This window comes from Exiguobacterium alkaliphilum 12/1, from assembly GCF_000714435.1.
GTDB lineage: Bacteria > Bacillota > Bacilli > Exiguobacteriales > Exiguobacteriaceae > Exiguobacterium > Exiguobacterium alkaliphilum.
Genome location: NZ_JJMW01000019.1, coordinates 279,697 through 293,061, shown reverse-complemented (window position 1 = coordinate 293,061; position 13,365 = coordinate 279,697). Strand labels below are relative to the sequence as shown.

14 protein-coding genes are annotated in these 13,365 nt (G+C 51.9%); 3 read left to right on the top strand and 11 right to left on the bottom strand.

Features of this window, described 5'->3' with window-relative positions:
• The first annotated feature begins 165 nt into the window (after positions 1-165).
• Positions 166-960, top strand: a complete 795-nt coding sequence (locus RT52_RS04415) for a thymidylate synthase (protein WP_034815314.1) — start codon at positions 166-168, stop codon at positions 958-960.
• Positions 957-1,439 (top strand): dihydrofolate reductase, encoded by a 483-nt coding sequence (locus RT52_RS04410; RefSeq protein WP_034815313.1) that lies wholly within the window; start codon positions 957-959, stop codon positions 1,437-1,439. Before RT52_RS04415 ends, RT52_RS04410 begins: the two co-directional genes overlap by 4 nt.
• Positions 1,440-1,453: 14 nt before the next feature.
• Here the strand turns inward: RT52_RS04410 and RT52_RS04405 are convergent, their stop codons facing one another.
• The 6 genes from RT52_RS04405 to RT52_RS04380 all read right to left on the bottom strand — a co-directional run bounded on the left by RT52_RS04405 (position 1,454) and on the right by RT52_RS04380 (position 7,892).
• Positions 1,454-2,935 (bottom strand): GGDEF domain-containing protein, encoded by a 1,482-nt coding sequence (locus RT52_RS04405; RefSeq protein ID WP_034815312.1) that lies wholly within the window; start codon positions 2,933-2,935, stop codon positions 1,454-1,456.
• 171 nt (positions 2,936-3,106) lie between these two features.
• Complete coding sequence (gene fumC, locus RT52_RS04400; protein ID WP_034815310.1) at positions 3,107-4,507, bottom strand: class II fumarate hydratase; 1,401 nt, start codon at positions 4,505-4,507, stop codon at positions 3,107-3,109.
• Between the two features lie 106 nt (positions 4,508-4,613).
• Positions 4,614-5,003, bottom strand: coding sequence for a reverse transcriptase-like protein (locus RT52_RS04395; RefSeq protein WP_034804763.1), 390 nt, complete (start codon positions 5,001-5,003; stop codon positions 4,614-4,616).
• Entirely contained in the window at positions 4,984-5,757 is a 774-nt protein-coding gene (locus RT52_RS04390; RefSeq protein ID WP_034815494.1) for a 5'-3' exonuclease, read from the bottom strand. The genes RT52_RS04395 and RT52_RS04390 overlap by 20 nt, the downstream gene beginning before the upstream one ends.
• A 5-nt stretch (positions 5,758-5,762) precedes the next feature.
• Positions 5,763-6,698, bottom strand: coding sequence for a CobW family GTP-binding protein (locus RT52_RS04385; RefSeq protein ID WP_034815309.1), 936 nt, complete (start codon positions 6,696-6,698; stop codon positions 5,763-5,765).
• Between the two features lie 15 nt (positions 6,699-6,713).
• Positions 6,714-7,892, bottom strand: coding sequence for an HD domain-containing protein (locus tag RT52_RS04380; RefSeq protein WP_034815307.1), 1,179 nt, complete (start codon positions 7,890-7,892; stop codon positions 6,714-6,716).
• Between the two features lie 153 nt (positions 7,893-8,045).
• Between RT52_RS04380 and RT52_RS04375 the strand changes: the two genes are divergently transcribed.
• Positions 8,046-8,558 carry a hypothetical protein gene (locus RT52_RS04375; protein WP_034815306.1) on the top strand — a complete coding sequence of 171 codons (513 nt, stop codon included), beginning with the start codon at positions 8,046-8,048 and terminating at the stop codon, positions 8,556-8,558.
• Positions 8,559-8,595: 37 nt separating this feature from the next.
• Here RT52_RS04375 and hfq read toward each other — a convergent pair whose 3' ends face one another.
• The 5 genes from hfq to RT52_RS04350 form a co-directional block, all read right to left on the bottom strand.
• Positions 8,596-8,844 carry an RNA chaperone Hfq gene (hfq, locus tag RT52_RS04370; protein WP_012726185.1) on the bottom strand — a complete coding sequence of 83 codons (249 nt, stop codon included), beginning with the start codon at positions 8,842-8,844 and terminating at the stop codon, positions 8,596-8,598.
• Between the two features lie 12 nt (positions 8,845-8,856).
• Positions 8,857-9,807, bottom strand: coding sequence for a tRNA (adenosine(37)-N6)-dimethylallyltransferase MiaA (gene miaA / locus RT52_RS04365; protein ID WP_034815305.1), 951 nt, complete (start codon positions 9,805-9,807; stop codon positions 8,857-8,859).
• A gap of 235 nt (positions 9,808-10,042) precedes the next feature.
• Complete coding sequence (locus RT52_RS04360; RefSeq protein ID WP_034815304.1) at positions 10,043-10,633, bottom strand: AmiS/UreI family transporter; 591 nt, start codon at positions 10,631-10,633, stop codon at positions 10,043-10,045.
• 109 nt (positions 10,634-10,742) lie between these two features.
• Positions 10,743-11,606 (bottom strand): PPK2 family polyphosphate kinase, encoded by an 864-nt coding sequence (locus tag RT52_RS04355; RefSeq protein WP_034815302.1) that lies wholly within the window; start codon positions 11,604-11,606, stop codon positions 10,743-10,745.
• Between the two features lie 106 nt (positions 11,607-11,712).
• Entirely contained in the window at positions 11,713-13,242 is a 1,530-nt protein-coding gene (locus RT52_RS04350) for a M4 family metallopeptidase (protein ID WP_034815300.1), read from the bottom strand.
• Between the last annotated feature and the right edge of the window lie 123 nt (positions 13,243-13,365).

The window sequence follows — 13,365 nt, the reverse complement described above, 5'->3', positions numbered from 1 at the left end:
TCTTTTCCTTTAGTCTTCTTTTTCCGATATTCGCTACATGAAACATTCGGAGAGAAATCGATATTTAGAACGATTTGCCCGTAAACATCCATCGTTTTCCCAATATATTGTGTTATAATGAGTGCGACTTTTTGAATATCTAGAATGAGAAAGGGGATTTCCCACATGAAGCAATACCATGATTTATGCGCCCATATCCTCGAACACGGGGTCGTCAAAGAGGACCGGACCGGTACCGGGACGACGAGCGTCTTCGGTTATCAAATGCGATTCAACCTTCAGGACGGGTTCCCCCTGATCACGACGAAAAAATTACATACCCGTTCCATCATCCACGAACTCCTTTGGTTCATTTCAGGAGAGACGAACGTCAAATATTTGCAAGACAACGGAGTCCGCATCTGGAACGAATGGGCAGATGAGGACGGCAACCTTGGTCCTGTCTACGGTGCCCAGTGGCGCTCGTTCCCGAAACCGGGCGGCACGAGTGTCGACCAGCTCGCTCAGGTGATCGAACAGATTAAGACGAATCCCGACTCGCGTCGTCTCATCGTCTCGGCTTGGAACCCCGGTCAACTTGAAGACATGGCGCTACCGCCATGCCACCTATTGTTCCAGTTTTATGTGGCGGACGGCAAGCTATCGTGCCAGCTCTATCAGCGGAGCGCCGACACGTTCCTCGGTGTCCCGTTCAATATCGCGTCCTACGCCCTACTCACACATATGGTCGCGCATGTGACTGGCCTTGAGGTCGGGGACTTCGTCCATACGCTCGGCGACGCCCATATTTATCATAACCATCTCGAGCAAGTAAACCTTCAGTTGACTCGAGAACCACGACCGCTCCCGCAACTAAAAATCGTTCGGGATGTCACCTCGATCGAGGACTTCCGGTTCGAGGACTTCGAAATTGTCGATTACGATCCGCACCCACACATTAAAGGAGCCGTCAGCGTATGATCATCCACGTCGTCGCCTATGGCCTCAACCGCGAAATCGGAAAAGACAATGCGTTGCTTTGGCGCTTGCCAGATGACTTGAAACAGTTCAAAGCCATCACGACGGGACAGACGATCGTCATGGGCCGCAAGACTTACGAGTCGATTGGTCGCGCTCTCCCGAACCGGCGAAATATCGTCGTCACGTCCGACACATCGTTTAAGGCCGACAATATCGAAGTTTGGCATAATCTCGAGCGGCTAAAAGACGAAGCGAAAGAGCATGATTTTTATGTCATCGGTGGCGCCACGTTGTATGAGCAGACGATGCCGTGGACCGACCGCTTCTACGTCACGGCCGTCGATGGATCGTTCGAGGCGGATACGTTCTATCCGACGCTGCCTAACGTCGTCGTCACGTCCGAACAGTTCCATCCGGCCGATGAGCGACACGACCACAGCTTCACGTTCTACCAATACGACAGAAAAGACATCGATTGAGTTCGATGTCTTTTTTAGTCCGGCAACTTTTCGAGCCACTGTTCAATTTTCTCGGTGATGGCAGCCTCACTATCCGCCTCAGACACGTCGTCATATAGCCCAATCTCCGCCGCCGTCCGCGATGTCACGGCCAAAATATGGCTATATTTGCCCCGTTGTTCTTTCACGGCCGACAGTGTCCGCGCCTCATTCGATCCTGATTCATCTAGCACGAACATTTCAACGTGATCGTTACAGACGTATGCCCCGTATGGACGATACACGACTTCATAGCGCCGATGTTGCTTCGGTAACTGGTCGGCCAAACGGGCATACTTTCTCGGGCTCATCGTGACGTAGGCAAGGCGTTTCTCCTCGCGGACGGCTGTCGAGTATCGGATAATGCGGTTACGTCCGTCCCGCTTCGCCTTGTACAGCGCCTCGTCCGCGTACGCGCACCATTCACCGAGTGTCAGACCGGTCTCGCACACACGAGTGTACCCGATCGAGACGGTGAGATGATGTTCATAAGAGAACGTCATCTGTTCGATGCGCGTCCGGACACGCTCGAGTACGGCATCGACGATTTGTCTGTCCGAGACGTTCAAGATGACAAGGAACTCTTCGCCCCCATACCGAATCAGTTCATCACTTGAGCGAATGGCGAGCCGAATCTCTTCGGCGACGCGATGTAACACTTCGTCTCCATACGCATGACCGAACGTATCGTTCAATTGCTTGAAGTGATCGATATCGAGCAAAGCGAGCGTGAAACTCTCACCTGAACGCTCTAGCCGGGACATGAACCGGCCGAACGTCGCTTTCAAATATTTACGGTTGAACGCACCGGTCAACTCATCGACGAGGAGTGCTTTCGAAACGAGCCGCGCTTTTTCGATATGATGTCCGAGCCGGACGAGGCGCTCTTCCATCGGGATCCAAGACTCCCAATAGTCATCGAAGCCATATGAATACGCCGCTAGCCGGTAATGTTCGTTCGTACCGATGACGATGAGCGGGACGTATAGCTTCTTCATCTTGCTGACGAACGACTGGATGTCGCGCTCTCGGAAGTTCGACCAAAGCTCGACGTCCATCATGATCGCTTTCGGGACGTCCTCGTAATCATATTCGACCGCTTCGGCGAGCGTTTGTAAAAAAACTGGCCGCGCCCCGAGTTTTTCGACACGTGGTTTGTATCGACTGAACGTCGAGAAACTCGTCGATAAGATAAGGACGAGGTCTTCGTCTTCTTGGTCAATGCCGAGAATCGTATGTATGTATCGTTTGACGGGGGCAATCAAAGCCGTCGCCTCCGCTTGGGATAGGACAGCCGGCAAATCACGTGCATCCGCTTCAACTCGGCTGAAAATCTCGAGTAAATGCATGAATCGCCGCTTCTTCACTTCGGTTTTCATCCAATCCAATAAATAGTCGATGTCTTGTTTTGGCAGTTGGCGCGCTTCTGTCAACTTGGACAAGATCTCGTGTATACGAGCTGTAGGTTGATGCAACATTCCCGACCCCCCAGTTTCGTTCTCCCCGAAATTCGCTTCTGTCTTCGATTATGCGACTTCGCCCACGAAAATACAACTATTTCCTCATTTTATTCCTATTGTTTGACAGATAGTTAGTACTTACGTCCTAAATTACCATAGAGAAAGGACGACCTTGCGGCCGCCCTTGTTTTATTTTTCAACTTTTAAGTTTGGTGACGTCATCTCTTCCGGACGAATCCACTTGTCAAATTGTTCCTCACTGAGAAGACCCGTTTTCAGCGCCGCTTCTTTAAGCGATACGCCTTCTTTGTGAGCAAGTTTCGCGATTTTCGCCGCATTTTCATAACCGATGTGCGGATTGAGCGCTGTGACGAGCATGAGCGAGCGCTCCACGTTATGGGCGATCACGTCACGATCCGGCTCGATGCCGACCGCGCAATGCGTATCGAACGAGTGCAGACTGTCCGTCAACAGGCGGCACGTCTGCAAGAAGTTATACATGATGACGGGCTTAAAGACGTTCAACTCGAAGTTCCCTTGGCTCGCGCCGAATCCGATTGTCGCGTCATTGCCGAGCACTTGCGCGGCGACCATCGTCAACGCTTCACTTTGCGTCGGGTTCACTTTACCTGGCATGATCGAGCTACCCGGCTCATTTTCAGGAATGGTAATCTCTCCGATGCCGGCACGTGGTCCCGAGGCGAGCCATCGGACATCGTTCGCGATTTTCATCGCGTCCATGGCAACTGCCTTCAACGCGCCGTGTGTGAAGACGAGCTGGTCATGACTCGTGAGCGCATGGAACTTGTTCACTGCCGTCACGAACGGTTTACCGGTCTCGTGTGAAATCTTCTCCGCGACGACTTCCCCGAAACGCGGATGGGCGTTGATGCCCGTTCCGACAGCCGTACCCCCGAGCGCAAGTTCCGTCAACGGTTCGATCGTCCGCTCAATCATCTGTTTCGAGAGTTCGAGCATACGCACCCAACCGCTAATCTCTTGCCCGAGCGTGACGGGAGTCGCATCTTGAAGATGGGTCCGACCAATCTTGACGATATCCATGAATTCATCGGCCTTACGCGCGAGCGTCCCGTGCAGCGCGTCGATCGCGGGGAGGACGTGATCCTCGACCGCCAAGATGGCCGCGATATGCATCGCGGTCGGATACGTGTCGTTTGAACTTTGCGACTTGTTGACGTCGTCGTTCGGATGAATCGTGAGCGCTTGACCGCGCGCCTTCAATAAGTCGTTCGCCAAATGGGCGATGACTTCGTTGACGTTCATGTTCGACTGCGTCCCAGAACCGGTCTGCCAGACGACGAGCGGAAACTCGGCATCGTGTTTCCCTGCGATGATGTCATCGGCCACTTCGGCGATGACATCGGCCTTCTCTTGTTCGAGGACGCCGAGTTCGGCATTGGCGAGCGCGGCTCCTTTTTTCAAGATGGCAAAGGCGTAGATGACCTCGATCGGCATCTTCTCCGTCCCGATTTTAAAGTTCTCTAGGCTGCGCTGTGTCTGTGCGCCCCATTTCGCCGAAGCTGGAACGTTGATCTCCCCCATCGTGTCCCGTTCAATCCGATAATCCATGAAAATTCCCCCTCTTTTTTTGACTACGCTTTCATTTTAGCGAAACTTTTGCAAAAAAGAAATCATTCCCCTGCAATTGACAAAAAGTCGGGCCAACGCCCGACTTTCACTCCATCATTAATGCTCGTTTCGCCACATCATGGGATCGATTCTCCGCACGCGGAATCCACTTGATGAACTTATGTGGCAACTCGTCATAGAGCGTTAGCGCTTTAACGAACAAAGGACGCATTGTTTGATCTTTTAAAAACCGATGCTCAAGGGCGCGCACGACCGTCTCCGCATCCGAATATATCATGAACGTCGTCTCACCTTCGAGCTGGTGCGCGTGTTCAAGCGCAAAGTCGAGGGCGGCAAGTTCAGCCTGAACGCTCGTCAACCCCGACACTTTCTTCATATACGTCGACACCGTGCCGTCAGTTTGCCGCAGCCAGACACCGAGTCCGTTCAGAGCGGTCTCTTGATTCGTGGCGGCGTCAAAATAGATGTGAACCAAAGCGATACGCCTCCCAGTCCATCTCGATTGGGGCATGAATGTCGATGAGCGAGAGCTGTTTCGACAACTTCGCCACGCCTTCCTGTCCATCGAGCTTCTTTGAGAACTTCCGGTGCGCCTCGAGCAGTTGATCATGCTTCAATCGATCAAATAGCACTTCGACCGTATCATACGACTGAACGAGAATCGTCGCTGTTTTCGGTCCGATTCCGCGAACACCAGGGATGTTGTCCGACGCGTCACCTTGGAGCGCCTTCACATCGACGAATTGGAGCGGTTTGATGCCGTAGAGTGACTCGAACAGCGTCCCGTTCATAAGCACTTCTTCCCCTTTTTTCGGTACGATTTGAAAGACCGAGTCCGATAACAGTTGGTGCAGGTCGCGGTCCGACGAATAGAGGTACGACTCGCCCGGGAAGTGTGTCGCCACCGCCCCCATCAAGTCGTCGGCCTCATAGCCGGCAAGTTCCGACTGGAAAATGCCTCGTTCCGTCAAGGCCGCCCGTAATTTGACGTAGTCGTCGAATAACGGTTCCGGGAGTCCGGTCCGCGTCGCCTTATACTCAGGGAAAATGGCGAATCGATGTGTCGATTCACGCGGCCCGTCCCAAAAGAAGGCAATGTGGGAGAAGTCATTCGTCCAGCCATCGACTTTTCGAAGCAATCCTTTCACTGTCACATCAGGGTCGAGCGCCCGGCGACGCTCTGTCGCGAAGTAATAACGTGACAACAAGTTGAACCCATCCACTAACATCAGTTTCACGTCTCATCCACCTCACAAGCATGTAATCCGCGAGCGAGCGCTTCACGGTCAAGTTCCTTCCCAATCCAGACGAACACGGAACGGGTGTCGTCACTCGGTTCGTTCGCGAACGTCGCACCCATCAACTGGTTCGTCGCCTGAACGACGAATTTGGATTGTTCCCCGTCAAGTCGGACAATCGCCTTCAAGCGATAGAGCTGATCTTCATAATGCATGAGCACCTCTCGGACGTAACGCGTCACACGCTCCCGGGAAAGCGGAACATCTGTCGTCAACGTGACGGCACGGAGTGTTGCCACGGAGCCGTGACCTTCCGTCAACGTGGACAGCTGTCGCTCATCGACACGAGACAGTTGGAACGTATCCTCGAGCAGATCGTAGTCCCCTTCCGTTTGTACCGTCTCGACGACACGAACGGTCGGGTTGATTGTACGAATCCTTTCATGCGCCCGTCTGAGCACCGCTTCGTCCACGAGGTCCGTCTTATTTAACAGGATCACATCGGCATAAGCGATTTGGTGAATTCCTTCTATAAACAAGTCCCGGTCCATTTGACTCGCATCGACGATCGTCAAAATCGCGGTCAGCTTGAAATGAGTTCGTAAATAGTCATCATAGTAAATCGTCTGGATGATCGGAGCCGGATCGGCGACGCCCGTCGTCTCGATAACGATTCGGTCGAACGTCTTGTCTTTGGCCGCGAGCTGATAAAACGTCTTGCTCAAATCGTTTTGAATCGAGCAGCAAATGCAGCCGTTCGATAGTTCGATTTGTTCTTGGTCCATTTGGACGATCAGTTGCTCATCCAAATTGATGGAACCGAGCTCGTTGACGATGAGCAAGATACGCTCGTTCGTCGCCGCGAGCAGCCTGTTCATATAAGTCGTCTTACCGGCGCCTAAAAAACCGGTCACAAGTTGCACGGGAATCATTGCAAAAACCTCACTTCATAGATTGTCATGGACACGCGCCCACTTCTCATACCGAGCGTCGAGCAGGTCGATGAGATGGAGCAACCACGCTTCAGCCGTCACCGGGAGGACGCTCGATCCCCATTCCCGCTTTCCATGATGGGACAAAATCATATGCCAAATCCGATGATGGACATCAAGCGGTAACGTGACGCCAGACTGACGCTGGCTCTTCTCGAACAACAGCCCTCCATACGGCATATGACCGATTAGACTGCCCATCGGATTGATGGAAATCCCTGTCGTCTCGCTCGTACCCGAGACGGCAAACAAATTCTCGAAGCGGCGCGGTGACGACAATAGATGACTATATTCATACAGTTTGCCGATATCGTGGAACAAAATCCCGAGGGCGAGTTCATCCCACCGAAGCGGTTCTTTCAGCTCGGCGACCGCCTCACACGCCGCATACAGCGACTCGAACGTCCCTTTGAACGCCTGCTCGACTTTCACACCGTTCATCGTATTCCATACGTCTACTTTGTGCAACTGCTCGGCCTCTTTGATGACACGGAACGCCATCGCCAAGTAGTCGTCTTGCTCCTGAATCCGATAGCCGAGCCGAAGCATGCACGTCGTGTGCTTCAACAACCCGCCTGCATAGTTGTGATGATGATACAAGGCGGCCGGGGCCAAGACGAAGTCGTCCCATACGTCCTCGAGCAGGGCATAGGCAATCTTTTGGGCGTCTAGAGATAGCGTCCCAAGGATTGCGAACAATTCGTCCGCGAACGCGTCAATCGTCTCGTCATTTGGCAGGCCAGGTAAGAGCGAGACCGCTTCGTCGCGAGAGATGGCTTGCACCTTGTCAATCGTGATGGATTTCGCGCCATCCGGTTTCGGGTAGACGTCGATTTTCCCTGACAGGGCGACGACACCCGACTCGTAAATCGGCAATAGCTGATCCTCATTGCCACGCAGCCAATGCTTCGCGCGAATCAAACCGCTCGCCGTCGTCACGTTCAACTGAAGCCACTTCGCCCCCGACTTACTTTCTTTCACCTCGACCGTGCTGACGAGCGCTTTCGTATCGACGGGCGTCCCGTCCGTCAAATCAGCCAAGCGCACGTCCGATTGCTCCATGGCCGGGATTTGGTAAATATTCCGGTCAAACCCGTCCCCTGTGACTCGTTCGACTTGTTGATAATAGTTCATCATAGCCCCTCCTTCGCATCTGTGCCCATTGTACCGTTTTTCATTAGGCTAGGCGAACATACTTTCGTTATAGGTCGAAAAAATCTCAGATTTTATTGAAAGCGCTTACGAGTATTGATACGATAGAGTTAGTTATAAAAAGGGGGAATCGAAATGATTTCATTGACAGACACGTATGAACGGCTCATCGCGACGGGGGAAGCGACACGTTATGCGAGTGAACATCCGACGACTGAACAAATCATCAAGGCAGCCGCCTGCCCGGTGCCTGAGGCTGATCTCGAACGAATCGTCTCCGGTCACGCCGGGAATCCATATACGCACGATTCGGTGTTCGAATCGATTATCACTCATGAACTAAAAGGCGCGATGGCGACGCTCCTCGTCCTCGGTTATCCGGTGCAGACACCGCTCGCAAAAGCGCTCGTTTTGTCCGCCTTCGCCCGGACGAACCGTATGAACATCGAAAAGTTGAAAGAGCTCAGCCACGCCGACCTGCTCGTCCGAATCCAGTCGGCGGAGCGGTCATGGAAGCGCACGTTCGCCCACTTGTATCGGTCCAAACCGTCACAACTTTGCGACCAACTCGACTCGATCCTTGGCGGTTGTGCCATCCACCGCGTGCTCGAGGCGGTCGGTCATGACAAAGACGTAAAAACAGCATAAAGAAAGAGCGGTCCCCGGGCCGCTCTTTCTTTATGGCTTATCCTTCTGTCACTTCCACCGCATCTGGTTCATACAGCGTAACGTTACGGGCTGGTGAAAACGTTGAGATCGCATGCTTATAAATCAACTGTTGGCGCCCTTCCGACTCAACGATGACCGTGAAGTTGTCGAACGACTTGATGACTCCCCGAATTTGAAACCCACTCACTAAAAACACGGTCGTCGGTACCATCTCTTTGCGCAACTGATTTAAAAAATGGTCTTGGATGTTATAGCTTGCCTTCATGTTGCATTCCCCCTAGTCTGTGTCTCTTTCAAATAATCGGAATTTTCGAAAAAACCCCTCAACTTCATCATAAATATTTTTATACGATAGTTCAAATGATTTTCTTCCCATATCCACCCAAATCCCATCAAATTGATGACGGAACCACGTCAATTGTCGTTTGGCGAATTGCCGCGTATGTTGTTTTAGCGTCTCGCGCATCCGCTCTTCCGTGATGCGACCTTCGATGTAAGGGACGACTTCTTTATACCCAATGGCCCGCATTGCCTGTGTATTCTCATATCCTGCGTCAAGGAGATGTTTGACCTCATCGACTAAACCCGTCTCGACCATGACATCGACGCGCTCATTGATTCGTTCATAGAGAACGTCCCGGTCAGCGTGTAAGACGAACAGCTTATAGGCATAATGTTCGGACGGGGCGCTATCGACTGCTTGACTGTCCCCTTGCATCGCGACTTCAAGGGCGCGAATGACACGACGCACGTTATTCGGATGGATTTGTTCGGCCCGTCTCGGGTCGAGTATACGTAACCGCTCATGCAGTGCGTCCGCGCCGAGGCGGCTCGCCTCGTCTTCAAGCGACGCTCGTAGCGCCTCGTTCACTGGCCGTTCGGCGAACTCATAATCATATAAGATGGATCGAATGTATAGCCCGGTGCCGCCGACAAGAATCGGCAGTTTGCCGCGGGCATAAATATCGTCAATCGCCTGACGTGCCAGTTGTTGAAACTTGGCGACGCTCATCGGTTCATCCGGGTCACAAATGTCAATCAAATGGTGCGGGATGCCTTCCGCCTCCTCGACCGTCACTTTAGCCGATCCAATGTCCATGCCACGATACACTTGTACCGAGTCGCCGGACACAATCTCTCCGTTGAATGCTTTTGCCAACTCGATTCCAGTCTTCGTCTTGCCGACCGCTGTTGGTCCGACGATCACGACGACAGGTGTTTTTTCCATCCAGTTCACTCCTCAAACGAAAGACCGCTCCAGAAAGGAAACGGTCAGTCAAATTCTTCGTTTAATTGTATCATCAAATACGACGGCAAACAGCATCCAACCACATAATAGTAAGCCGAGCAATAAAACTAATCCATCACTCATTCGTTTCCGCCTCCTTTTCTCCCCCATTCCCATTTTTCACACTTTAGACACAAATTAATACGCAAAATAAAAGATGCCCCATAGGAGCATCTTATGACGTCACTTCAATTAAACGGTACCGCCAAATTGTGAATCCGAAATATAGGACCGCCGTCCCGCTCGCAGCCCACCATATAATCGTATATAGCGGTGTCGCCAGACCTGATAGTCCAATCATCGCCGGTACGATTAACGTCAACCAACTCAAAACGAGCGCGACGCGTGATGTAACTGCATCGATTGGTTGCCCGAGGCCCATGCCGAGGAAGAAGAGCGCCCATAGGAACGCCCAGAACGCCCACATCGCACCGTTCACAAAATCAGCTCGTCCGAAGCCAATCCCCGCGTAAAACAATGCGGCAATCGCGACGAAAAGGGAGAACCAACCGACGCCGCGACCGTCCATGTTAAACAAGAACGTGACACCGACGTATAGATAAGTGAAAGCGAACAAGTAAATCCCGGCATACCCGAACACTTCGGCCGGTGTCGCATGGACGACGAGCCACGTCGCGATGAACGCTTGCAAGAAACCGGTGAACAAACTGAACACGCCGGCGCTTTTCACGTCGACTTTCCCGAATAAGACGAGGCTATTTAAAAACAATGCCACGCCGCCAAACAATAAACTGATATTCCCCACGTGCATTACTCCTTTGTACAGATGTCAGACGTCTTTCGATATGTCCACTGTACTGTGAATTCGCTTTCAATGCAAGAGGGGAAATTGATGTTCACGAGAACGCCTCGATTCACTCGCTCTCAAGCGTCCGGATGGCTTCGTCAATCTTTTCTTGTTCTTCTTCAGTGAACGTGGGAAATTCGGGATCGATTTGTTCTAACACGTCAATCATGACCGATGAAACGATATAACGGGCATACCATTCATCATCGGCCGGGAGGACGTACCACGGGGCGTGTTCCGTCGCCGTCTTCGAAAGCATATCGGCAAAGATCGCCTGATAGTCGTCCCAATACTGTCGCTCCTCGACGTCGCTAAAGGAAAACTCCCAATTTTTCTTCGGGTCTTTCAACCGTTCAAGCAACCGGTCTCGTTGAACTTCTTTTGAGACGTTGAAGAAGAACTTGATGATTTCGAACCCGTTCTCATGCAAGTAGCGCTCAAAATCATTGATTTGGCGATAACGCATCGACCAAACCGCCTCTTTGTCCGTCTCATCTGGAATCGCTTCTTCCCCGAGCAAATCGTGCACACGGGGGGCGATGACTTCCTCGTAATGCGAGCGATTCAAGATGCCGACCTGCCCACGCTCCGGCATCAAGTCGTGCATGCGCCATAAATAGTCATGTTTCTTTTCTTTCTCGGACGGTTTTTGGAACGCGTTCGTCTTTAACCCTTGGGCGTTCAAGTTCGAAAAGATATAGCTGATCGCTTCGTCTTTTCCCCCAGCATCGAGCGCCTGTAAGACGACAATGACTCCTGTCTCCGCCTCGGCATATAGTTTCCAATGCAGTTCTTTCAATCGTTCGATGCTTTCCGGAATCAGTTTGTTTTTTAATTCATCGTCAGTCGGTCGGTCGGAAACGGATGTATCGAATTCCTCAAGTCGCCGTGTTCGTTGTTGATCAATTTTATATGCATCAAAATCATTCATTCGGGCTCACCTCACTTTTTTCATATCCCTTCCTTATACCCAAAAGTTCAGAGCCTGTATCGCCCACACAAAAACATCGACCCCTTGCGAAGTCGATGTCTGCCTATTAATTGATGCCGACCGCGTCGAACGACTTCGCCGCAGCGATGGCTTCCGGGCTCGTCGCACCGTACAAGTCTTTCGCTGACTGAACGACCGCCTGACGGAGGCTCGAGAAGTTCGAGGATGGTGTCAAGTATACTGTGAGAGCACGGTAGTAGATATCCCCCATCTTCATGACGCCAACGCCTTGGACCGAGACGCCGTAATGCGTGCCACCATTTCCAAGTAGGTAAGCCGCCTTGTTGACGATTCCTGAGTTGATATGGACACCGCCGTTATCTTGCGTGCCCGTATAACGTTTCGAATAGTGATCTGGGTCGCCGTAAGCGGCCGGGTTCGCCATTGAACGGAGTCCGTCGCCAGCGATACCTGGTGTATAGATATCTTCCCCAATCAACCAGTCAAAGTTCGAGCCGACACTGTACTCGGCGACCGTCCCGAAGATATCAGAGATGGCTTCATTGATGGCCCCAGACTCGTTTTGATAGATCAGTCCTGCCGTGTACTCCGTGACGGCGTGCGACAATTCGTGCGCGACGACATCAAGCGCCCCTGAAAGGTACGTGAACGTTTGCCCGTCCCCGTCCCCGTATACCATCTTGCTGCCGTCCCAGAACGCGTTGTTGTAACTACGGCTGTAATGGACCGTTGAGTTGAGCGCGGCGCCGTTGTTGTCGTAACTGTTCCGTCCGTATGTGTTCTTGAAGAAGTCATACGTCTTCGTCGCGTTGACGTGCGCGCTGACAGCCGCCCGGTCGTACGTCGTGTTCAAGACGTTATCGACGTCGGCCCAAAGAGAACCTGGAAGCGTAGTGCGGTTTTTCGCGTCGTACGTGTAAATGCCTTTGCCACGAGTCGAATCCTGAAGATAGTAATACGACCCACTCTTCGTCGTCTTAAACGTTTGACTCTGTCCGAGAACATCGATGCCTGTTCCCGTATATGTCGTGCCCGTCACGCCATTTACCGGCTTTGCATGCGCCAATTGGTTGAACTTGTTGACGACTTCTCCACTCGCTGCGTCGATGAAGTACGTCCAACGTGACGGCTCGTCTGCCTCAAGGATCGTTCCCGTCACTTCATACACGTAGACGGCTGAGTCGCCTTGTGGATACACGACAAGTTCAGCTTTCGGTTCAAGCTCATAGGCGCCTTGATGACCGACGAGTTCTTTATAGCGGTTGATTGCTCTTTGTTCGTTCAACTTGATTGACTTATGTAATCCTTTGACAGCTTTCGTGTCATCGACGACCGTCTTCAATTGCCCCGCTTCATCGACAACGCCGACGACGATGCCACCGAAGACCGGTACCCCGTCAACAGTCTGTTGTAACTTGACGACTTGACCGACTTTGTCTTGCTTCGACTCGAGCGTCTTGAACTGCCCTTTCGCTTTCGCATATTCTTTGACGATTGTCGTCGGTGCCTCGTTTGACGGTTTCGTCAACGTCCCTGATTTGAGTTCGCTCGCCCCGACGAGTTGCGGTACGAGTAAGACGCCGGCGATGATGGATGTGGATATTACTTTTTTCATTTGTGTGTCCCTCCTTATGTGGTGATTCAAACTTTACATAGTTTCACACAATTAAGATATCCAACCATTTGATTATTTTGATAATTTTAAATATTAAGTAAATATTACTACTCGTACATCAGG

Excerpts from the sequence above, each read along its gene's own strand:
- RT52_RS04355 (WP_034815302.1), bottom strand. The coding sequence starts at position 11,606 with ATGAATGATTTTGATGCATATAAAATTGATCAACAACGAACACGGCGA.
- fumC (WP_034815310.1), bottom strand. The coding sequence starts at position 4,507 with ATGGATTATCGGATTGAACGGGACACGATGGGGGAGATCAACGTTCCA.
- RT52_RS04375 (WP_034815306.1), top strand. The coding sequence starts at position 8,046 with ATGATTTCATTGACAGACACGTATGAACGGCTCATCGCGACGGGGGAA.
- RT52_RS04405 (WP_034815312.1), bottom strand. The coding sequence starts at position 2,935 with ATGTTGCATCAACCTACAGCTCGTATACACGAGATCTTGTCCAAGTTG.
- hfq (WP_012726185.1), bottom strand. The coding sequence starts at position 8,844 with ATGAAGGCAAGCTATAACATCCAAGACCATTTTTTAAATCAGTTGCGC.
- RT52_RS04385 (WP_034815309.1), bottom strand. The coding sequence starts at position 6,698 with ATGATTCCCGTGCAACTTGTGACCGGTTTTTTAGGCGCCGGTAAGACG.
- RT52_RS04415 (WP_034815314.1), top strand. The coding sequence starts at position 166 with ATGAAGCAATACCATGATTTATGCGCCCATATCCTCGAACACGGGGTC.
- miaA (WP_034815305.1), bottom strand. The coding sequence starts at position 9,807 with ATGGAAAAAACACCTGTCGTCGTGATCGTCGGACCAACAGCGGTCGGC.
- RT52_RS04410 (WP_034815313.1), top strand. The coding sequence starts at position 957 with ATGATCATCCACGTCGTCGCCTATGGCCTCAACCGCGAAATCGGAAAA.
- RT52_RS04350 (WP_034815300.1), bottom strand. The coding sequence starts at position 13,242 with ATGAAAAAAGTAATATCCACATCCATCATCGCCGGCGTCTTACTCGTA.
- RT52_RS04390 (WP_034815494.1), bottom strand. The coding sequence starts at position 5,757 with ATGTTAGTGGATGGGTTCAACTTGTTGTCACGTTATTACTTCGCGACA.
- RT52_RS04380 (WP_034815307.1), bottom strand. The coding sequence starts at position 7,892 with ATGAACTATTATCAACAAGTCGAACGAGTCACAGGGGACGGGTTTGAC.